Raw genomic sequence first — 20,476 nt, 5'->3', positions numbered from 1 at the left:
AAACACCAATGACAAGAGAAGAAGAATCTTACTTTGCAATGGCTTTGAAAACCAAAAATTTCTACGCCCGCAACACCGCTGCAATGGCCAGCATCCCTGCCCTCGCCGGACTTTACACCCAACTTTCTACACTTATAACAACGCTGATCTCAGCAGACACCGGCAGCCGTGCAGACCTGACGGGTTACTCGCTGGACAAAGCGATGAAACGCAAGAATGTAGAATCATTAGCACTCAAAATAAGCAATGCCGTAGCATCTCTTGCGGCAGTAAATAGTGATTTAATTTTAAAGAAGCGTGCGGACTTTTCCACCAGCAGTTGGTATAGCATCAGTGAGAAACAACTGGTCACGCAAGCAACCATAATCCGGGATCTGGGCCAGGCCAATGCTGCAGCTATGGTGCCTTATGGTGCGGCAACAGCAGATGTGACTGCACTCAGCACTGCGCTTACCAATTTTGTAGATGTGATTACCAATCCGACCCTGGCACTCGACCAGAGAAAAAATGACAACAGAAGAATCCCCGAAATCATAGACCAGATCCGAACTCTCTTCGAAGAGAAACTGGATGTCGTGATGCGCAGTTTTGAACTCAGCAATTCTTCTCTTTATAATCTGTACCAAAGCGCAAGAGCCATAGACATCAATGGTTCTGCAAGCCAGCCAACCATTATGAAAGATATTCTGCCGGGGACATTGGCAGCATTGCACCACGCAGATGCTTATGACACAGATACGTTTTACACACTCCAAAATATGGGCGATCAGGCAGTTACGTTCAGCCTCAGCACCACAGAAACTACGGAAGGTCCGGAGCCTGTTCTGCTATCCGGAGGGGAAACACGATCCCGATTGGTTGAGAATCTTGCACCGGAAGGAACCTATCTGATTGTGAAGAACCCGGGAACACTTCCTGTGAGTGTGAGACTTTGGGTAGAGTAATTTTAAAATCATAAACATAAAAAAGCCGCTTCAGAAATCCTGAAGCGGCTTTGGTTTTTATACCTGTTGAATGCTATTATTCTTTGATGAATTTAGCTTTAACAGTGGTTCCGCTATTATCAACATTGATGAAATAGACACCTTTTGATAATTTGTTAACCGCCACTTTTCCTGTTGCTACATTACCTTTCAAAACAATCTGTCCAGCTGCGTTGAAGATCTCGTAAGATGCGTTTGCTGCAACATTTGAAACATTAAGGATGTCTTTTGCAGGATTAGGGAAAACCTGAAGTGATGTTTTACTGATATCTGTAACTGATAATTGAGTTTTCGTAATTGTAAAATTAGCATCAGATACGTCAAAGAAAATATTACCGTTTGCTTTCACCATAATTCTTGCAGTCGTTGTATCCAGATTTGGAAGTATAACTATTTCTGAACCATCATTAGGCGTTGAAGTTGCCAACGGAGACCAAGTTGTCCCGCCATCTGTTGAAATCAAGATATCAACATTTGCACAATTTACCGGCGCAGCTGTTGTAGAAGCAACATCCCAAGTCACAGTCTGTGAACTATTACCAGCGTATGAAACGGCAGTATTAGGCACTGTAACTTTGAATGGTCCGGAAGCCGCATTTACGGTTACTTTCATATCGTCGTAAGCATTTGCCCCAGCTCCCGTTTTGTTATCTCTTACAGTCAGTCTGAAGTTAAGCGTTCTTGCAACACTTGGCAGATACTCTACATTCAACTCTGTAGCAGCAGTAAATAAACCGCCAGCCAATACCGTTGTCATATTCGGAAAATATCTAACTGGTGATGTTTTTGGAAGGTAAGATCTGAAATTAACCCCTGAAGTCTTTGTTGCCGTAGGATTGGCAGTTGTTGAATTTTGAAGATCAAATTGCTCCCAATCATAAGTAAGTGCATCGCCATTAGCATCTGTACCAGCACCTGTCAGCATAAATGGCGTGCTTTTAGGAATTGTATAATCTGCACCTGCATTTGCAACGGGAGCAGTATTGCCGTTAGCTGTATTCACACCACAGTTTCCTGCAGTACTTTTCATATAATTGGTAATATCTCTTAGAGATGCCGCGTGAAAATAAGCATCTGAATGTGGTTGTACATCTTTAGCGGTAATCCCTGCATATCCCATAATGGTAGAACCGGAACCAGGTTCCATTTGTGAAGGATTCCCTTCAGCACCGTGCGTGAAAGTGTGCCATCCGCCAAATTGATGCCCTATCTCGTGCGCCACATAATCAATATCAAAATTATCTCCTACCGGCGTACCTGATCCGGGAGAAGTAAACCCTTGTCCTTTATGATCATACCATCCATAAGTTGAGTTAAAAGTATTAGTACTGTTACATACACATCCGATGCAACCTGCGGAACCACCTCCACCAGAGCGTCCGAACAAGTGTCCAATGTCATATTTAGCATCTCCAATACCATAAGTTGTTCCCATCAAAACCGCTTTAAGCTCATCATTCCAAGCTCCGGATGCTCCAGTGGAGGCGGCAGAATAAGGATCTGTACTTGCATTAGTAAAAATAATACTTTCTTCCTCTGCAATCAGATTCATATGGATGGAAAATTCATTCTCAAATACACCATTTACTCGTGTCATGGTTGTATTCATTCTGGCTAAAGCATTTGCAACAGAACCGGCCCAAGCTCCATACTCTCCTGTACAGGAAAGAGCTAATCTGTAAGTTCTTAGTAAACCATCATCAGAGCTTTTACTATCTGCGTTTGCATTATTGCCTTTGCCTGCATTCGGAATTCTACATTCAAATTGTTTTGCAATCCCCTTGTCATCTGTTCTTTTAAAAACCGCGTAAGTAGAAAGATCCGCTGTGTATGGCTCTATGATTTCCATAGTTTTGTCTGTGGCATACTCCATAGTAGATAATCCCAATGGAGAAACACTGAAATAAATCTTATCGGTACCAAATACACTTTCCCCTACATAGGAACGAATGTCCTGATATTTTGCCTGGAGGGAAGATTCAAAATTGGACTTTTCATAGATTCTGAACTCTTCTAAATTTCCTTCAGAATCCGGAAAACTAACTAGAATTTTAGATCTTACCTGATCCGTACTTTCGGGTGCATTTTGTAACGCAGTCTTCAATCCTTCAAAATCAAGAGAATACAATCTCGGATTTTTCAGCAATTGTTTGTTTTCCTCAATTACAGATTTGCTACTAACATTTGTAACCTTTTTCCATAAATTGCTATTCTGTGCCATTGCCGCTAATGAAAACGACATTAGCGCTAAAGATAAAACTTTCTTCATATTTTTAAATTAAGGCGACAAATGTAAGATATAATTATAAACTCAGCAATATTTTATAATAAATGTTAAAAATTTAACAATTGAATATAGTCTATCTATCTAAAAAACAGATTTGATTAATTTCTTAAATTTGATTTTAAGCTTTTTTTAAGGTATTTTAATAAGATTTTCTTATTAACAAAAAAATCCCCAATCTTTCGAAAGGGGATTTATATTAAGATGATAAGCCAAAAGGCTCAATTATCAAACTTTAATTTCTACGTCAACTCCTGAAGGAAGTTCTAATTTCATTAGAGCATCAACAGTTTTAGAAGAAGAAGAGTAGATATCCATTAGTCTCTTGTGAGCTGATAATTGGAACTGCTCTCTTGCTTTCTTGTTTACGTGCGGAGATCTCAATACTGTGAAGATTCTCTTGTTCGTAGGCAAAGGGATTGGTCCGTTTACAACAGCACCAGTAGCCTTTACCGTTTTTACGATTTTCTCAGCAGACTTGTCTACCAAGTTGTAATCGTAAGATTTTAATTTTATTCTGATTCTTTGTGACATTTCTTGTACTTTAAAAATTAACCTTTTGCTTTAGCAATGATATCTTCAGCAACGTTTTGAGGAGTAGCTTGGTACTTCTCTAATTCCATAGAAGAAGTAGCTCTTCCTGATGAAAGTGTTCTTAGAGTTGTTACATAGCCAAACATCTCAGACAATGGAACTGAACCTTTGATTACAACGGCACCGTTCTTCTCTTCCTGTCCACTGATCGTACCTCTTCTCTTGTTAAGGTCACCAATGATGTTACCCATATATTCCTCTGGAGTTACAACCTCCAATTTCATAATAGGCTCCATAATTACTGGCTTAGCAGCACGTCCCGCTTCTTTAAATCCTAATTTTGCAGCTAATTCGAAAGAAAGTGCATCAGAATCCACTGCGTGGAAAGATCCGTCTTTAAGAGTAACTTTAATACCTTCAACTTCGAAACCAGCCAAAGGACCGTTTTTCATTGCAGCTTTAAAGCCTTTTTCAATTGCAGGAACAAATTCTCTAGGAACGTTACCACCTTTGATCTCATTGATGAATTCTAAACCAATTTTACCTTCGTCAGCTGGTCCAAGATCGAATACAATATCAGCAAATTTACCTTTACCACCAGATTGTTTTTTGTAAACTTCTCTATGGCTGGCAACTTTTGTAAGATTTTCTTTGTACTCTACCTGAGGCTGTCCTTGGTTAACTTCAACTTTGAATTCTCTTCTCATACGGTCAACAATGATATCCAAGTGAAGCTCACCCATACCAGAAATGATCGTTTGTCCAGAAGCTTCATCAGTTCTCACTGTGAAAGTAGGATCTTCTTCAGCCAATTTAGCTAGAGCGTTACCCATTTTATCCTGGTCAGCTTTAGTTTTAGGCTCAACAGCGATACCAATTACCGGATCAGGGAAAACCATCGATTCTAGAACGATTGGGTTTTTCTCGTCACACATTGTATCACCAGTTTTGATAGATTTGAAACCTACAGCTGCACCAATATCTCCTGCTTCAATATATTCAACAGGATTTTGCTTGTTAGCGTGCATCTGATAGATTCTTGAGATTCTTTCTTTATCTCCTGAACGGGTGTTCAAGATATAAGAACCTGCATCCAGTCTTCCAGAGTATGCTCTGAAGAATGCCAATCTTCCTACGAACGGATCGGTAGCAATCTTAAATGCCAAAGCTGCGAAAGGCTCTTTAACGTCTGGTTTTCTGAAAATTTCAGCGTCAGTTCTTGGGTCTGTACCTTTGATATCGTCTTTATCCAATGGAGAAGGCAAATATTTACATACTGCATCCAACATAAACTGTACTCCTTTATTCTTAAACGAAGAACCACAAGTCATTGGGATAATAGATAAATCGATAGTCGCTTTTCTCAAAGCTTCGTTGATTTCGTCCTCAGAGATAGAATCCGGATCTTCGAAGAATTTCTCCATCAAAGTTTCATCGTAGTCAGCAACAGCTTCTACTAATTTCTCTCTGTATTCCAGAACTTCAGCTTTCATGTCTTCAGGAATTGGAACTACCTCGAAAGTAGCACCTTGTCCTGCCTCATCCCAGATGATAGCTCTGTTTTTGATCAAGTCAACAACACCTTTGAAATCTTCTTCAGCACCGATTGGTAAAACGATTGGAACTGCGTTTGATCCTAACATAGTCTTAACCTGATTTACCACGTTAAGGAAATCAGCACCTTGACGGTCCATTTTGTTTACGAATCCCATTCTCGCTACTTTATAGTTGTCAGCAAGTCTCCAGTTCGTTTCCGACTGAGGCTCTACACCATCTACTGCAGAGAAAAGGAATACCAATCCATCCAATACTCTCAAAGATCTGTTAACCTCTACTGTGAAGTCAACGTGTCCCGGTGTATCGATGATGTTGAAGTGGTAAGGTTTAGTTTCAGGAAGCACTTTACCTTGGTCTGTTGGGAAATTCCAAGAACAAGTAGTTGCAGCAGAAGTAATTGTGATACCTCTTTCTGCTTCCTGCTCCATCCAGTCCATTGTAGAAGCACCATCGTGAACTTCACCAATTTTGTGGTTTACACCTGTATAGAATAAAATTCTTTCTGTAGTGGTTGTTTTTCCCGCATCAATGTGTGCGGCAATACCAATATTTCTTGTAAATTTAAGATCTCTACTCATTTCTAATTAGAATTTGAAGTGTGAGAAAGCTTTGTTAGCTTCCGCCATTTTGTGAGTATCAGATTTTTTCTTGTAAGCAGCACCTTCTTCTCTTGAAGCAGCTACAACTTCGTTAGCCAATTTCAAAGCCATTGACTTATCATTTCTCTTTTTAGAGTAAAGGATTAACCATTTCATTGCCATAGAAATTTTTCTATCAGCACGGATTGGCATAGGAATCTGGAAGTTAGCTCCACCTACTCTTCTAGAACGTACTTCTACGTGAGGCATAACGTTTGTCAATGCATCTTTCCAGATTTCAAGGGCAGACTTTTCAGTTTCTCCTTTTTTTGCTTCTACAAGGTCTAATGCGTCATAGAATATTTTGAATGCGATAGACTTCTTACCGTCTAGCATCAAGTTGTTTACGAATCTAGTTACCAATTGATCATTAAACTTTGGATCTGGTAACAACGGTCTTTTTTTCGCTTTTGTCTTTCTCATTGTTTCTGTACCTTATTTAATGATTACTTTTTCTTTCCTTTAGCTGGTGCAGCTGCAGCTTGACCTGGTTTTGGTCTCTTAGCTCCATACTTAGATCGTCTTTGAGTTCTACCACTTACACCTGCAGTGTCCAGTGCTCCTCTTACGATATGATAACGTACTCCCGGTAGGTCTTTCACCCTTCCGCCGCGTACCAATACTATCGAGTGCTCTTGAAGATTATGTCCTTCGCCCGGGATGTAGGCGTTGATCTCTTTACCGTTTGAAAGTCTTACCCTTGCAACTTTTCTAAGTGCAGAGTTAGGTTTCTTAGGAGTGGTAGTATATACTCTCGTACATACACCTCGTCTTTGTGGACAAGAATCAAGGGCAGCCGATTTACTCTTCTTGGTGAGTGCGACTCTTCCTTTTCTAACTAATTGTTGAATAGTAGGCATTTAATTGCTTTTTATTTTAGGGTGCAAAAATATGAATAATTTTTTAATCTACAAGTAGTTATGAAAAAATTAAAATTTAATTTCCAGTATATATTTTTTTTATAGCATTTTGTAAGTTTGCAAAAATTAAATCAATCATGAAACGACTATTAGCATTAGGAGCCTTATTCTTATTTACCAATATTTTTTCTCAGGAAAAAAAGAATTACAAAGAAGGAATTATCATAACCGCCACTAATGAATCTATTGCATTTAAAGATTTAACCTGGGATAAAAACGGAAAAGCCCATTATCTGAATGCCACAAACAAGGAGATGGAGGAACTCTATGACAATTCTATTAAAAGTATTGAAGAGGTATCAGAAACCGACCCAAAATTCACTTCTATAACCGGAGACATTTTTCGACCAATATCCAGCACTACTGTTATTAATAAAACTGATTTTCCGGAAGGCATATATGCTACAAAAGAAGATTTCATAAAAAAAACACCTTCCAAAAATCAAGAACTTTCGAAAAAAGGTTTAATTGGTTTTACAAAAGAATTGGTAGACGACAATGCTTCTGAATGTTTTTTCTATGATTCGAGGACTGATAAAAAATTAAAAGATGTGTTTGCGGTTGTTTATCACGGAAATTTATATTTCAGTGTTGCAGCAATATTGACAAACAGAAATAAAACAGATCGCGCACAAACCTCTGATTTCCCTAACAGCTTTGTGAAAGCCTTATTTGGCGGAGACAATTATATCTATACCGAAGTTGCTTTGGCAAATGTTTGGGCAAAAGGTCTTGCTTACAATGCAGGACCTGCAGGTGGCGTTATGGCCGGAACATTAAATACAGGTAAAGGAATTGTATGGGATTATAAAAATCAGGAATTTAATATTTTCAAAAATTGTCTGGATTATAATGATTTCATCAAAGATAAACTTCCGGATGGTGTTCAAAAATGTCCTAGGCAACAACCAGATAATAACGAAGTAAGAAAAGCAATAGATATTATAAAATAAAACAATGAAAAAAATCATTTTGTAATCACAAACATATTAGGTGATTTGGCATAATTATTAATCATAATTTCGGATACAATTAGATCACTATGAAAAACACAACCCTGATCGGACTTCAAGAATCCGATTGCAAAAACATCTCAGACAAACTGAATATCTTATTAGCCAATTACTCGGTCTTTTATCAAAATACAAGAGGCTCGCACTGGAATATCAAAGGTGACCAATTCTTTACCCTTCATCCCAAATTTGAAGAACTTTACAATAGTTTAGTTTTAAAAATCGATGAAATCGCGGAAAGAATTTTGACACTTGGCGCAACTCCGGCTCACAATTATTCAGACTACCTTCAGGTCTCGACTATCAAAGAAAGCAAAGAAGTAAGCGACGGAAACAAAAGTGTTGAAATTATCCTCAATTCTTTCAAAGTAGTAATTGATCTTCAAAGAGAACTGCTTGACATTACAGACGAAGCGGGCGACGAAGGAACTAATTCCCAAATGAGCGATTACATTACAGAACAGGAAAAAGAGGTTTGGATGTACAATTCTTATCTTGGAAAATAGAAACTTAATTTTTTTAAAAAAATGAAATCCAGCCATAACAGGCTGGATTTTTCATTATTATAATACCTCAAATTGCCAAAAACAGTTCTTCTTCTTTATAAATAATCATTAATTTTTTAAAAAATAGATCAACTAATTTGATTATCCATTATATTTGCGTTTTAATCTTGCACACACTTGAAAAAAATTCTATTCTTTTTACTGATTTCCAATTTTTTCTACGCACAATGGAGCATTTCCAATGCAGAAAGAGGCGCTCTTCTTAATATTTATAATTCTACAGACGGAACAAACTGGAATAGAACCTGGGATTTGGAAAAAGATCCCAGAACTTGGTTTGGCGTTGTGGTAAAAAATGGCGCAGTTGTAGAACTAAACCTCGCAGGAAATGCTTTGAGCGGCGCTTTCCCGACAAATATATCTTCTTTTAAAAAACTTACCAAGTTAGATTTTAGTAATAATAAACTTACTGGCGAAGTGGCGACAAGTATCTCATCGCTCAGCTTACTCACCAAACTAGACGTCAGTAATAATAGGCTGACGGGAGATCCCACCACTGCTTTATCGGGGCTTTTTAATGTTGAAGATCTTGGCCTGGGCGGAAACTATTTTGTTATTTCTGATGTCAACGGAACACTTCAGAGCTTCAACAGCATCAAAATTCTGAATATTTCAGATCTTGGTCTCGTTAATATTCCCGCAAAAATTGCAGCCTTTACAAATCTTGAAACTTTAATATTAGACAATAATCCAATTGCAGCCAATGCTTACGGAAACATCGCAGGACTTACAAAGCTGAAAACCCTTTCACTTTCAGGCACCGGTCTCTCTCAGATTCCAATTCAGGTTTCGCAACGTACACAACTTACAAGCCTGGATCTCAGCAGAAACAATTTAACCGAGCAAAATACATCTGGACTTTCAACGCTAACAAACCTGGAATGGCTTTCTCTGGAAAACAACCAGCTTTCTCAGGTTCCTAATCAACTTGCTCAACTTGAGAAGCTTCAAAGCCTAAATCTTGGCAGAAACAAAATAAGCGGAAATCTGGCAACACTTACTTCACTGTCAATTCTTCAACAATTATTTCTTAACAACAATCAGCTTTCAGGCAATTTCCCATCCGCATTATTGGGAATGTCAAAACTGGTGATGGTAAATTTGAACAGCAATCAATTAACAGGCGAACTACCAGATCAATTACCCGCAATCACACATATCAGTAACAATAGGTTCTCTAAAACAGATCTTTCAAATTATATCACAGATTTCTCAGAGCAGACAGATCTCAATTACTCACCACAGCGTTACGATGCAGAAAAAGAAGTATTGGGAATCATAGGACAACAGGCCAAATTGGAACAATCTCTTTCCGGAAACGACTACACTTTCACTTGGTTCAAAAATCTGGATCAAAAAATGAATATATCTACAGAAAGCCTTAACTTCAGCAATGTTCAGAATACAGACTATGCTATTTACACAGCAGAAGCCTATACCTATGATGTTTTGAATAACAATGTCATTTTTGACTTATCGCTTTTCCGCGAACCAATTTCTTTGGTAGAATCCTTATCAACTTTAGGAACATCTGACCTAAAAGATTTGAGCATCTATCCAAATCCTGCTACAGACTTCATCAATATTCTTAATGTTAAACATAAAATAGAGAAAGTTGCTATTTTTGATTTAACAGGCAAACAAATGATCTCCGATACCAACCAAAAGATCAACGTTTCCAAACTACCTGCCGGCGTTTATCTACTTTCTGTAAAAACCGAAACAGAATTCAAGAACTTCAAGTTTATCAAGCAGTAAATTTTTTAGTAACATAATCCGCTTTTCACTCCTACTCCCCGCGCCGCCGCATTTTCCAAAGCTTGCTGTGGGATATCCGCTGCAAATCGAGGAACGAGATTCGACGATTCCAAAGATAAAATATAAAATAAGAGTCAATCGGGGCTGTGGGTTTCCGTTTCCAATCATGCTATACCCAACTTCTACCTTCCGTTTTCATTGCCATTTCATAAAAAATATTATCTTTGAAACCTATCGATAATATAATATGGAAATCCAAAAATATACGCCTACAAACAAAGTAAGAATCGTTACTGCGGCTTCACTGTTCGACGGACACGATGCGGCCATCAATATTATGCGCCGTGTGATTCAGGGAACGGGATGCGAAGTCATTCACCTTGGTCACGACAAATCTGCTGAAGAAGTGGTAAACACAGCCATTCAGGAAGATGCCAACGCAATTGCACTGACTTCTTATCAAGGTGGTCACAACGAATATTTCAAATACATCTACGACCTTTTAAGAGAGAAAAACTCTCCGCAAATAAAAATTTTCGGTGGCGGTGGCGGTGTAATTCTGCCTGAAGAAATCGAAGATATAATGTCTTATGGAATTGACAGAATTTATTCTCCGGACGACGGTCGTGAACTAGGTCTTCAGGGAATGATTGATGATTTGGTTAAAAGATCAGATTTCGCAACCGGAAAAGATGTGACGGCGGAAGATTTAGATTCAATTAGTTTTGAAAATTCTACAAGTATTGCTAAAATCATTTCTGCGGTCGAAAACTTTTCAGACGAAAAACCTGATTTGGTAAAAGCTATTGACGAAAAATCAAAAGACTTAAATATTCCAATTATCGGTATCACAGGAACTGGTGGAGCCGGAAAATCTTCATTGACAGACGAATTGGTAAGACGTTTTTTACGTTCAAATACCGATAAAAAAATTGCTATCATCTCAATTGACCCTTCGAAAAAGAAAACCGGAGGTGCATTATTGGGAGACAGAATTCGTATGAATGCAATCAACGATCCTAGAGTTTATATGCGTTCAATGGCGACGAGAGAAAACAACGTTTCTGTTTCTCCATTCATTCATTCCGCTTTGAATGTTTTGAAACTGGCTCATCCAGATGTTATCATTCTGGAAACTTCGGGTATCGGACAATCCGGTTCTGAAGTTTCAGATTTTGCTGATGTTTCAATGTACGTAATGACGCCTGAATACGGAGCTTCAACACAGTTGGAAAAAATCGATATGTTGGATTATGCAGACTTGGTTGCTCTAAATAAATCTGACAAACGTGGCGCGCTTGATGCACTTCAGGCGGTAAGAAAACAGTTCCAGAGAAACCATTTACTTTGGGAAAGTCCGTTGGATGATATGCCGGTGTATGCGACAAAAGCATCTCAATTCAATGACCACGGAACAACTGACTTGTACAATAGATTAATCGAAAAAGTGAATGAGAAATATTCTGGTTTAAACTTACAAGGATTTGTTGAACAGGAAGTTTCTGAAGATATTACCATCATTCCTCCGAAAAGAGTTCGTTACTTATCAGAAATTGTAGAAAATAATAGAATTTACGATGCCAATGTTGAAAAACAGGCAGAATTAGCAAGAAAAATGTATCATATTGAAGGAGTTAAAAAATTTCTTTCTAATGAAACTTTGGATACAGAATATCAAAAAGCCGAAAAAGACCTTCAACAGGAAAATATTGACTTCCTGAACAATTGGGAAGATACAAAACAGGCTTTCAAGGCTGAATTTTACTCATATTTCGTTCGTGGAAAAGAAATCAAGGTGGAAACCTCAACAGAATCTTTATCCCATTTAAAAATTCCAAAAATATCTTTACCAAAATACACAGATTGGGGAGATTTAATCAAATGGAAAGGTCAGGAAAATCTTCCGGGCGGATTTCCTTACACTGCGGGAATTTATCCTTTCAAAAGAACCGGGGAAGACCCGACAAGAATGTTCGCAGGAGAAGGCGGACCTGAAAGAACGAACAGAAGATTCCACTATGTTTCTGCGGAAATGGATGCAAAACGTTTATCCACAGCGTTTGACTCCGTGACTTTGTATGGACAGGATCCTGCTTTACCACCGGATATTTATGGTAAAATCGGAAATGCGGGAGTTTCCATCGCTACTTTGGATGATGCGAAAAAATTGTATTCCGGTTTTGACTTGGTCAATGCAATGACTTCGGTTTCAATGACAATCAACGGACCTGCACCGATGTTATTAGCTTTCTTTATGAATGCTGCTATTGATCAGAATGTTGAAAAATATATTGCTGAACATAAGCTTGAAGCGAATGTTGAAAAAGCTTTAAAGGCAAAATTCGACGATAAAGGTTTAGAAAGACCAAAATATAACGGTGAATTACCTCCTTCCAATAATGGTTTAGGATTAAAATTATTAGGACTTACCGGAGATGAAGTAATTCCTGCGGAAGCTTATGCTGAAATTAAAGCTAAAACCATTGCAACTGTTCGTGGAACTGTTCAGGCTGATATTTTAAAAGAAGACCAAGCTCAGAACACTTGTATTTTTTCCACTGAATTTGCCTTAAGATTAATGGGTGACGTTCAGGAATATTTCATTACTGAAAAAGTAAGAAATTTCTATTCGGTCTCCATTTCGGGTTATCATATTGCAGAAGCGGGAGCCAATCCTGTTTCTCAGTTGGCATTTACCTTAGCAAATGGTTTCACTTATGTTGAATATTATTTGTCACGAGGAATGGATATCAATGATTTTGCACCCAACTTATCTTTCTTCTTCTCCAACGGTATCGACCCTGAATATTCAGTAATCGGACGTGTAGCAAGAAGAATCTGGGCAAAAGCAATGAAACTGAAATACGGAGCAGACGAAAGAAGCCAGATGTTGAAATATCACATTCAAACTTCGGGACGTTCGCTTCACGCTCAGGAAATTGATTTTAATGACATCAGAACAACGCTTCAGGCACTTTATGCGATCTATGATAACTGTAATTCATTGCACACGAATGCTTATGACGAGGCGATTACAACTCCGACTGAGCAGTCTGTAAGAAGAGCAATGGCTATTCAGTTGATTATCAATAAAGAATTAGGATTAGCTAAAAATGAAAATCCGCTTCAAGGTTCATTTATTATTGAAGAATTAACGGATTTAGTTGAAGAATCTGTTTATGCAGAATTCGACAGAATCACAGAAAGAGGTGGCGTTTTGGGTGCGATGGAAACAATGTACCAACGTTCAAAAATTCAGGAAGAATCGATGCATTACGAATGGTTGAAACACACCGGAGAATATCCAATCATCGGTGTAAATACTTTTTTAGGAAAAGATGGTTCGCCAACGGTTCGTCCGGGAGAAGTTATCCGTTCGACTGAGGAAGAAAAGCAGGTTCAGATCGAGACTCTGCATAATTTCCAGAAATCCAATGAAGACAGATCAGAAGCCGCTCTGAAAACGCTACAACACGCAGCAATCAATCAGCAGAATTTATTTAATGTAATGATGGATGCCGTGAAGTATTGTTCGCTTGGGCAGATTACCAATGCTTTGTTTGAAGTGGGTGGTAAATACAGAAGGAATATGTAGGTCCGTTTCGGGCAGACTGTTTTAAATATAAATTAAACCTCAAGGAAATTTCTTTGAGGTTTTTTTCTTATTTTCGCCACCTAAAAATTATATCATCGTGAAAAAATTAGTTTTACTTTTCTCTATTTTGTTATTGGTCACTAGTTGTGTCCCAAAAGTGGCCTTGTCTGCGGACTATTGGCAGAAACCAACTAAGGTTGGAATTTTGATCAACGCCAATCCACCTGCAAAATTCAAAGAAGGATCTCAAGGTCTATTGGATATGGCTGTGACATCAGGAGATAAGTACAAGGAAGCTCTTGATCTTATGGGTCAGAATAACCATCCAAAAGAAGAATTGACAGTTATCTATTCTGACATATTCAAAGCAAAAGGTAAAGAAGTTGTGATAATTGATGAGAAATTCGATTACAAAACAGCAAAAAAATTCTCTGGAGAAAAATCAGAAGGAAAGAAATATTCCAGCTATGACTTTAGTGCTTTAAAGACAAAATATGGTGTTGATGAATTGCTGTTTGTGAATGTAAATTACGGCTTTATGATCTCTTATTATGGAATGATCGAAACTGGTAAAATGGCACACGCCTCACTTGATACCAAAATTATTGATTTGAATGATCAGCATCTTATCCTCGCCAATCAAAACTTCAAAAATGAGATTTTGAAAAAATGGAAAGATAATAATTACGAAAATTCTTTAAAAGGCGTAAGGACAGCATTAGACAAAGTAGAAGCGGACGAAAAACTAATTTTCAATCCTTAATAAACTATTAAATCTCTCAGTAATCTTGGAGATTTTTTTGTTATATGTAATCAGGAACTTTAAAATAACATTCTCGGTTTGCTTTTTGATTACACCATCAGAATCAAAAATCAAACTATGAAACTCAAATCTCCCGAACCATTCTGGCTTGTAAAAGACGGTATCAAACATTCTTATCCTTCACTAAGAGAAAATATCGAAACCGAAATCCTCATCATCGGTGGCGGAATTACAGGATCTTTTCTAGCACATCAAATGATAAAAGACGACTTCAAAACTGTTCTGGTCGATAGACGAGAAATCGGGAACGGAAGTACAAGTGCAACTACTTCGATGCTGCAATATGAGATCGATGTTCCGCTTTATGAACTGTCAGAAATGATCGGGAAAGAAGGTGCAGAAAAAGCCTATTGGGCTTGTTATGATTCTATCGACAATTTAGGAAAAGTCGCCAAGCAAATAAAATCCGAATGTGGTTTTAAGAAAAAAGAATCGCTTTATTTTGCAGCTTTCAAAAAAGATGTTCCAGATTTAATGAAAGAATTCGAAGCCAGAAAAGCGGCAAGTTTTCCTGTAAAATGGCTTTCGGCTGAAGAAATCAATGAGAAATTTAAAATCGAAAATACATTCGGTGGAATCCTTTCCGAACAAGGCGGAAGCATCGATGCATTTTGTCTGGCGCACGATATTTTGCATTACAACCATAAAAAAGGTTTGCAGGTTTTTGATAAGACCGACATTATTAATTTCGATCATAAAAAAAATAGCGTCACTGCAACCACAGAATTTGGAAATAAAATCAAAGCGAAAAAAGTGATTTTCTGCAACGGTTTCGAAAGTACAGAAATCATCAAAGACGATTTTGTAAATCTACTTTCAACTTATGCCATAGTGGGCGAACGGAACGAGAATAATCACAAAGAACTGAATGATCTTTTGGTTTGGAATACTGCAGAACCTTACATCTATATGCGGACAACGGATGATAATCGCGTTTTGATAGGTGGTGAAGATGAAGAATTCGTCAATGCTAAAAAACGAGATTCTCTGTTACACGAAAAGGAACAAAAACTCGTCAAAAAATTACACAAACATCTTCCTGAAAATGATTTCCGAACAGATTTTATCTGGGCCGGAACATTCGGCGAAACCAAAGACGGCTTACCTTATATCGGCGAACATCCGGACTTCTCAAGTGCCTATTTTGTTTTGGGATTTGGTGGAAACGGAATTACGTTTTCTGTCATCGGAATGGAAATGGCATCTGACTTTTTGAAAGGAAAGAAACATGAATTAACAGAATATTTCCGGTTCAGAAGATAATTTGTGAAAAAAACTCGTATATCATTTTAATTTTTAACTTTGATTAAAACCATTAATGATATGAAATTAATTTTCACAATATTTTGTCTGGCAATATTCTCTTCAGTCGCATATGCACAGAATCGAGACTTTGATCAAAAATTAGCGGATTCTCTTGGAGCAGATCAATACGGAATGAAAACTTATTATCTCGTAATTCTTAAAAAAGGGAAAGCTGAAATCAATGATAAGACTAAGAAAGCTGAACTGATGAAAGGCCATATGGATAATATCAACAAACTTGCAAAAGACGGAAAACTGATTGTCGCAGGTCCAATGCTGGAGAAAAACCAAAATGACTACAGCGGAATTTTTATTCTGGATGCAAAAACCAAAGAAGAAGCGGAAAGTCTGGTCTTGACAGATCCTTCTGTAAAAGCCGGGATTTTTGATGTGGAACTTTACAAATGGTACGGTTCTGCCGCTCTTCCGCTTTACCTAAAATCTCATGATAAAGTCACTAAAGTCAAATTCTGATGGAAAATTGTAAAACCTTTGAAGATTACTTTTCTCAGTTCGATGAAGAGCTCATATATAAATTGGAAACAATCAGAACTGAAATCAAAAACGAAATTCCGGAAGTAGAAGAATGTATCAAATACCTGATGCCGACTTTTGTTTTTCAGAATAAAAATCTCATTCACTTCGCAGCTTTCACAAATCATATCGGGCTATATCCCGGACCGGAAGCTGTATCTTTTTTCGAGAAAGAACTGGCTCAATATAAAACTTCGAAAGGCGCCATTCAAATTCCACTGGAAGAAGATGTTCCATTGGACTTAATAAAAAAAATAGTGAACCACGCAAAGGACAGAATTAGCAAAACCACAAAAACCACTAATAAATAGTGGCTGTTGAAAAATTAATTTCTATTGATTTTGATTTGATTTTTCTCTGTGGCGTTGATGATCTTTGAAATATCATCCGCGGTAAATTTCCCTGTGACATCTACGAAAATCGTCTCGTCCTTTTCATCTCTTACAGTAATGATCATTCGATTGATAATGTCTTTTGATTGTTGAGCATTCAGGCTGATAAGGTTTCCTTCCTGCTTCACAGACATCCATTCTTCGTAATTATTACTGTTCAGATATTTCTGAAATTCAGTTCTTACTGGCGTTGTAGAGCTTTCTACGATCAGGACTTTTACGTCTTTGATCTTTTTCACAAGATCTATGACTTCCTGACTTTCGCCATCTTCTCTCAAAGCATTTTTCACGTACGATCTTGCTAAGAATGTCGGAACATTGATGCTTACGAATGTTGAATTACTTTTGAATCCAGGGTTATCAAAGAAATCGGTGTGAACTTTTTTCTGAGAAACCATACATGATTGTAGAAAAAAACCAACAACCGCTAAAATGATAATGTATAAGAATCGTAACATAATTTTAAGTTTTTTAGTTGATTGAGTTGATACTTGCGCCTGTCACTTCCTGAGCAGACTTGGTCACTTTTGAAGGATTTCCTTTGTATTGGACAGACGCTGCAGAACTTGCACTCGCTGTTACACTTTCCGTCGTGTTGATCTTCACGCTGGATCCGGAAGAAGCATCTACAACCGCAGATTTTGTTACAAACTCGCCTGCAGAAACAGAACTTCCGCTGCTAGCACTGATCACGCTTGTACTTGCCGTTCCCGATAGTTTCAAAGAACTTCCGCTGCTTGCGTCTATTGCAATTGATTTCGTATCAAGATTGATTTTTACATTGGACCCTGATTCTACTTCCAAAGCCGTGTTAGTTGAGATTTTGAATGTTCCGGAAACCAATGAACCAGAATTGCTGCTCAAGGCCAGCGTTGTCTCATTAATTGGCGTTACCGCTCTGAAAGATGCACCGGATTTCGTTACAAGTCTGGATAATTTCGGATTGGAAACAACTACTTTCAGATTATTAAAGTTCAGATTTCTAACACCTTTGTTTCTTACAAATATTTTCAAAACCCCATTTTCAACTTCTGTCATTACATATTGCTGCTTGTCTGCTTCAGTTTTTACCGTCACATTTCGCGTCGGATTTTGACTGAATTCTACTTCCACACCGGAGGAAACTTCGATTCCATTAAACTCAGAAACCGTTCTCACACTTCCCATATTCGTATTATTCGAAGTGATTGTAGAAACCGGATTTACAGAAGTTACATTTTGTGTTTCCGCCATCAGATTGCTGATATCATCCATAGATATTTTCCCGTCCAGCAGCATAAGGACCGAGCTGTCTTCCGACATAATATTAAGGATCAGATTATCCATCACATTGGCAGTAATGTCCTGAGCCATAAATTTGATCTTGGCATCGCGGCTGCTCACGGTTACCAGTTCCTCATATTTCATATTCTTGAGAGAGGCTGCAATTTCCTTTTCAATTTTTCCGGATTGCAGAAGCATTTTCTGATTTCCTGAATCTCCATTTTCCGAAGCACTTGGTTTCTCCAGAATCAGCATTTTAAGTCCGTTTACTTTAACCAAAAGTGGCTGTATTTTCCCTAACTCCTCATCATCAATTTTAAGGCTGTTCAAAAGTTTGAACATTGGTTTTGCTATTTTGATAGAGGTTACGCCTTCCGTATCCTGATAATGATCGAAGAGTTCATTTAGCTTTTCCGACTGTCCGAAAATGTTTGTGGACAACAGAAATAATACGAGTAATATTGATATTTTTTTCATTTTGATATTTGTTTGTTTAAGGTCTCATGCAATCGCCATTTTGATTAGATCTAGTTTGAAAATATTTTCAGCAGCGATGGCATTTGGTTTAAAAATTAATAATTAAGAATCCTGTAAAAATCGACTTGATTTTGGGCAGATTCTGCGTGATTTATGGTTTGGGTAACGTTACTTGCAAAATAATTAAAAGCATTCTCCGTAACAGCAATGGCTTCGCTCTCGTCATAGATAGGTTTTCCATTGATGATGACATAATTCGGATTGTAATCTGATGTAGATTCTGTTGGAACCTGGATCTGCTTTTCTTCTTGTTTTGTGGATAAATCTTGTTGCGCCATCAGTTTTTTAAATTCCTTTTGCACAAGCTCTTTCACCATTTTATCATTTACAGCTTTGTCAACTTTCTGACTTTCCTGATTTGCTAAAACTGTTTTCGGAGCCGGATTTCCTTCAATTATTTCTTCAACTTGCGGAACTTTTTCTACATTTTCTTTTTTAGGAACATCCGGATTTTTAGCAATCGTTGTTTCAATTTTCTGAGGCTGATTGAACATCCATAATGCACTCATTCCCATTAATAAAACCAGACTCGCTGCCATCCAATACATTTTGTAAGATGTCTTCTTAATCGGAAGTGCAACTATTCTTGGTTCTTCAGTTTTTTTCAAAAAATCTTCGAAACTTATATCCAGTTTTTCCTGTTTCTCTTCTTTCAGGAATGAGAAATATGGATTGTCGCTTTCATTTTTCAGGAACAATTCCTCTTCCGGCGTCAGCTCTTCGCCTCCGAAGAATTTAGATTCCCAATCCTTGTATTTGTCGGTTTTCATACGCATAGAGTTTGTTAATTGATTCTTTCACTTTTTGTCTTGCTCTCATCAGGTTCACACGGACTGCATTTTCTTCCATTTCCATTATTCCCGCAATTTCTGAGATTTCATATTCTTCCACATCTTTCAGGTGAATCACCATTTTTTGTTTTTCCGGCAGTTGAGAAATGAATCCCAAAATCTGCTCTCTCATATTATTGGTTTCGATCTGATAAAGTTCCGAAGTGTGTTTTGTCTGGCTTGCAAATCCCAATTTCACTTCGCGGTGTTTCAGGCGGTTAAGACATTCGTTTTTTACACTTCTCATGGCGAAACTTTTCAGATTCTCAACAACCAAAAGTTCTTCTTTCTTTTGCCAGAACTTCATCATCAGATCCATTACGACATCTTCGGCTTCATCTGCGCTCATCAGAAACTTTTTCGCAAAACGGAACATCTCATTCTTGAGACTGTAAACCGTTGATTGAAATATTTCCTGAGTCATATTGATTCTTTTAATGTTTGAGGTTCAAAGTTTTAAGCTTGGAAACCTTTAAAGTTCTTGGTTGTTTAAAAGTAAGACATCTGTAATGTAACAATTATTACATCAAATATAAAAAAAGAACCTTAATAATCATTAAGGTCCTGATAATCAATTTAATAAAGTTTATTTTTTACACAAAATAATTTAGTTTATTTTCTGTTATAATAGTTTTTGCCCTTAAAATAAATTACAGGTCGCTCCGCTGGAGCTTAGATTGTCGTTTTGAATTTTGACCTTCTATTAACAGTTCATCGCTCTGCGGTTTTCCTTAGCAAGGAGATTCTTATGGAAATGTAATCAAAATTATCCTGAAATAAACAGTACTCTGTCTTTCCGTAGGAACCTCAACAGTCTGGATTCTTACGGAATGACAAATCGTGGATTGATAATGAAATGTTGATTCCTTGCGAAGCGCGCCCCGACTTGATTTCTATGGACAAACCAAATTATTTTGGTAGTTTTTTTCATAATGTCTGCCCGA

At 37.6% G+C, this 20,476-nt stretch carries 18 protein-coding genes; 9 read left to right on the top strand and 9 right to left on the bottom strand.

Annotation, left to right across the window (positions count from 1 at the left end):
- The first annotated feature begins 8 nt into the window (after nucleotides 1–8).
- The gene (locus OPU68_RS14160; RefSeq protein WP_498474632.1) at nucleotides 9–944 is read left to right on the top strand and encodes a hypothetical protein; all 936 of its coding nucleotides are present in this window, start codon (nucleotides 9–11) and stop codon (nucleotides 942–944) included.
- A 76-nt stretch (nucleotides 945–1,020) separates the two neighbouring features.
- On the opposite strand, the gene OPU68_RS14155 is transcribed toward OPU68_RS14160, so the two are convergent.
- From OPU68_RS14155 to rpsL, 5 genes are all read right to left on the bottom strand, one after another.
- The gene (locus OPU68_RS14155) at nucleotides 1,021–3,252 is read right to left on the bottom strand and encodes a zinc-dependent metalloprotease (RefSeq protein ID WP_498474631.1); all 2,232 of its coding nucleotides are present in this window, start codon (nucleotides 3,250–3,252) and stop codon (nucleotides 1,021–1,023) included.
- Between the two features lie 243 nt (nucleotides 3,253–3,495).
- Nucleotides 3,496–3,801: a 30S ribosomal protein S10 gene (gene rpsJ / locus OPU68_RS14150; protein ID WP_002661363.1), complete on the bottom strand. Its 306-nt coding sequence runs from the start codon at nucleotides 3,799–3,801 to the stop codon at nucleotides 3,496–3,498.
- Nucleotides 3,802–3,818: 17 nt separating this feature from the next.
- Nucleotides 3,819–5,936, bottom strand: a complete 2,118-nt coding sequence (fusA, locus tag OPU68_RS14145) for an elongation factor G (RefSeq protein WP_498474630.1) — start codon at nucleotides 5,934–5,936, stop codon at nucleotides 3,819–3,821.
- Between the two features lie 6 nt (nucleotides 5,937–5,942).
- Nucleotides 5,943–6,419, bottom strand: coding sequence for a 30S ribosomal protein S7 (rpsG, locus tag OPU68_RS14140; RefSeq protein ID WP_498474629.1), 477 nt, complete (start codon nucleotides 6,417–6,419; stop codon nucleotides 5,943–5,945).
- Between the two features lie 23 nt (nucleotides 6,420–6,442).
- Nucleotides 6,443–6,856 carry a 30S ribosomal protein S12 gene (gene rpsL, locus OPU68_RS14135; RefSeq protein ID WP_028122160.1) on the bottom strand — a complete coding sequence of 138 codons (414 nt, stop codon included), beginning with the start codon at nucleotides 6,854–6,856 and terminating at the stop codon, nucleotides 6,443–6,445.
- Between the two features lie 137 nt (nucleotides 6,857–6,993).
- On the opposite strand from rpsL, the gene OPU68_RS14130 reads away from it, so the two are divergent.
- From OPU68_RS14130 to OPU68_RS14095, 8 genes are all read left to right on the top strand, one after another.
- Nucleotides 6,994–7,869 carry a hypothetical protein gene (locus tag OPU68_RS14130; protein ID WP_498474628.1) on the top strand — a complete coding sequence of 292 codons (876 nt, stop codon included), beginning with the start codon at nucleotides 6,994–6,996 and terminating at the stop codon, nucleotides 7,867–7,869.
- 89 nt (nucleotides 7,870–7,958) lie between these two features.
- Complete coding sequence (locus OPU68_RS14125; RefSeq protein WP_498474627.1) at nucleotides 7,959–8,435, top strand: Dps family protein; 477 nt, start codon at nucleotides 7,959–7,961, stop codon at nucleotides 8,433–8,435.
- A gap of 177 nt (nucleotides 8,436–8,612) precedes the next feature.
- Entirely contained in the window at nucleotides 8,613–10,253 is a 1,641-nt protein-coding gene (locus OPU68_RS14120) for a T9SS type A sorting domain-containing protein (protein WP_498474626.1), read from the top strand.
- 247 nt (nucleotides 10,254–10,500) lie between these two features.
- Entirely contained in the window at nucleotides 10,501–13,848 is a 3,348-nt protein-coding gene (locus tag OPU68_RS14115) for a methylmalonyl-CoA mutase family protein (protein WP_498474625.1), read from the top strand.
- Between the two features lie 97 nt (nucleotides 13,849–13,945).
- Complete coding sequence (locus OPU68_RS14110; RefSeq protein WP_498474624.1) at nucleotides 13,946–14,611, top strand: hypothetical protein; 666 nt, start codon at nucleotides 13,946–13,948, stop codon at nucleotides 14,609–14,611.
- 117 nt (nucleotides 14,612–14,728) lie between these two features.
- Nucleotides 14,729–15,934, top strand: a complete 1,206-nt coding sequence (locus tag OPU68_RS14105; protein WP_498474623.1) for an NAD(P)/FAD-dependent oxidoreductase — start codon at nucleotides 14,729–14,731, stop codon at nucleotides 15,932–15,934.
- A 60-nt stretch (nucleotides 15,935–15,994) separates the two neighbouring features.
- The gene (locus OPU68_RS14100; protein ID WP_498474622.1) at nucleotides 15,995–16,450 is read left to right on the top strand and encodes a YciI family protein; all 456 of its coding nucleotides are present in this window, start codon (nucleotides 15,995–15,997) and stop codon (nucleotides 16,448–16,450) included.
- Complete coding sequence (locus tag OPU68_RS14095; RefSeq protein WP_498474621.1) at nucleotides 16,450–16,821, top strand: iron chaperone; 372 nt, start codon at nucleotides 16,450–16,452, stop codon at nucleotides 16,819–16,821. The genes OPU68_RS14100 and OPU68_RS14095 overlap by 1 nt, the downstream gene beginning before the upstream one ends.
- Nucleotides 16,822–16,835: 14 nt before the next feature.
- On the opposite strand, the gene OPU68_RS14090 is transcribed toward OPU68_RS14095, so the two are convergent.
- The 4 genes from OPU68_RS14090 to OPU68_RS14075 form a co-directional block, all read right to left on the bottom strand.
- On the bottom strand, nucleotides 16,836–17,360 hold the full coding sequence (locus OPU68_RS14090) for a DUF4252 domain-containing protein (protein ID WP_498474620.1): 525 nt from the start codon (nucleotides 17,358–17,360) through the stop codon (nucleotides 16,836–16,838).
- Between the two features lie 13 nt (nucleotides 17,361–17,373).
- Nucleotides 17,374–18,642, bottom strand: coding sequence for a DUF4252 domain-containing protein (locus OPU68_RS14085; RefSeq protein ID WP_498474619.1), 1,269 nt, complete (start codon nucleotides 18,640–18,642; stop codon nucleotides 17,374–17,376).
- 95 nt (nucleotides 18,643–18,737) lie between these two features.
- Nucleotides 18,738–19,472 carry a hypothetical protein gene (locus tag OPU68_RS14080; protein ID WP_498474618.1) on the bottom strand — a complete coding sequence of 245 codons (735 nt, stop codon included), beginning with the start codon at nucleotides 19,470–19,472 and terminating at the stop codon, nucleotides 18,738–18,740.
- Nucleotides 19,438–19,956 carry a GFO_1088 family ECF-type sigma factor gene (locus OPU68_RS14075; protein WP_498474617.1) on the bottom strand — a complete coding sequence of 173 codons (519 nt, stop codon included), beginning with the start codon at nucleotides 19,954–19,956 and terminating at the stop codon, nucleotides 19,438–19,440. The genes OPU68_RS14080 and OPU68_RS14075 overlap by 35 nt, the downstream gene beginning before the upstream one ends.
- Nucleotides 19,957–20,476 lie beyond the last annotated feature (520 nt).

It is taken from the genome of Chryseobacterium sp. TB1-D10 (assembly GCF_059803555.1).
Note: the sequence above shows the minus strand (reverse complement) of the source record. Positions and strands in the feature narration are given on the sequence as shown.

Bases quoted from the DNA above. Each gene is read 5' to 3' on its own strand.
- OPU68_RS14160 (WP_498474632.1), top strand. From the start codon at position 9: ATGACAAGAGAAGAAGAATCTTACTTTGCAATGGCTTTGAAAACCAAA.
- OPU68_RS14155 (WP_498474631.1), bottom strand. From the start codon at position 3,252: ATGAAGAAAGTTTTATCTTTAGCGCTAATGTCGTTTTCATTAGCGGCA.
- rpsJ (WP_002661363.1), bottom strand. From the start codon at position 3,801: ATGTCACAAAGAATCAGAATAAAATTAAAATCTTACGATTACAACTTG.
- fusA (WP_498474630.1), bottom strand. From the start codon at position 5,936: ATGAGTAGAGATCTTAAATTTACAAGAAATATTGGTATTGCCGCACAC.
- rpsG (WP_498474629.1), bottom strand. From the start codon at position 6,419: ATGAGAAAGACAAAAGCGAAAAAAAGACCGTTGTTACCAGATCCAAAG.
- rpsL (WP_028122160.1), bottom strand. From the start codon at position 6,856: ATGCCTACTATTCAACAATTAGTTAGAAAAGGAAGAGTCGCACTCACC.
- OPU68_RS14130 (WP_498474628.1), top strand. From the start codon at position 6,994: ATGAAACGACTATTAGCATTAGGAGCCTTATTCTTATTTACCAATATT.
- OPU68_RS14125 (WP_498474627.1), top strand. From the start codon at position 7,959: ATGAAAAACACAACCCTGATCGGACTTCAAGAATCCGATTGCAAAAAC.
- OPU68_RS14115 (WP_498474625.1), top strand. From the start codon at position 10,501: ATGGAAATCCAAAAATATACGCCTACAAACAAAGTAAGAATCGTTACT.
- OPU68_RS14105 (WP_498474623.1), top strand. From the start codon at position 14,729: ATGAAACTCAAATCTCCCGAACCATTCTGGCTTGTAAAAGACGGTATC.
- OPU68_RS14100 (WP_498474622.1), top strand. From the start codon at position 15,995: ATGAAATTAATTTTCACAATATTTTGTCTGGCAATATTCTCTTCAGTC.
- OPU68_RS14095 (WP_498474621.1), top strand. From the start codon at position 16,450: ATGGAAAATTGTAAAACCTTTGAAGATTACTTTTCTCAGTTCGATGAA.
- OPU68_RS14090 (WP_498474620.1), bottom strand. From the start codon at position 17,360: ATGTTACGATTCTTATACATTATCATTTTAGCGGTTGTTGGTTTTTTT.
- OPU68_RS14085 (WP_498474619.1), bottom strand. From the start codon at position 18,642: ATGAAAAAAATATCAATATTACTCGTATTATTTCTGTTGTCCACAAAC.
- OPU68_RS14080 (WP_498474618.1), bottom strand. From the start codon at position 19,472: ATGAAAACCGACAAATACAAGGATTGGGAATCTAAATTCTTCGGAGGC.
- OPU68_RS14075 (WP_498474617.1), bottom strand. From the start codon at position 19,956: ATGACTCAGGAAATATTTCAATCAACGGTTTACAGTCTCAAGAATGAG.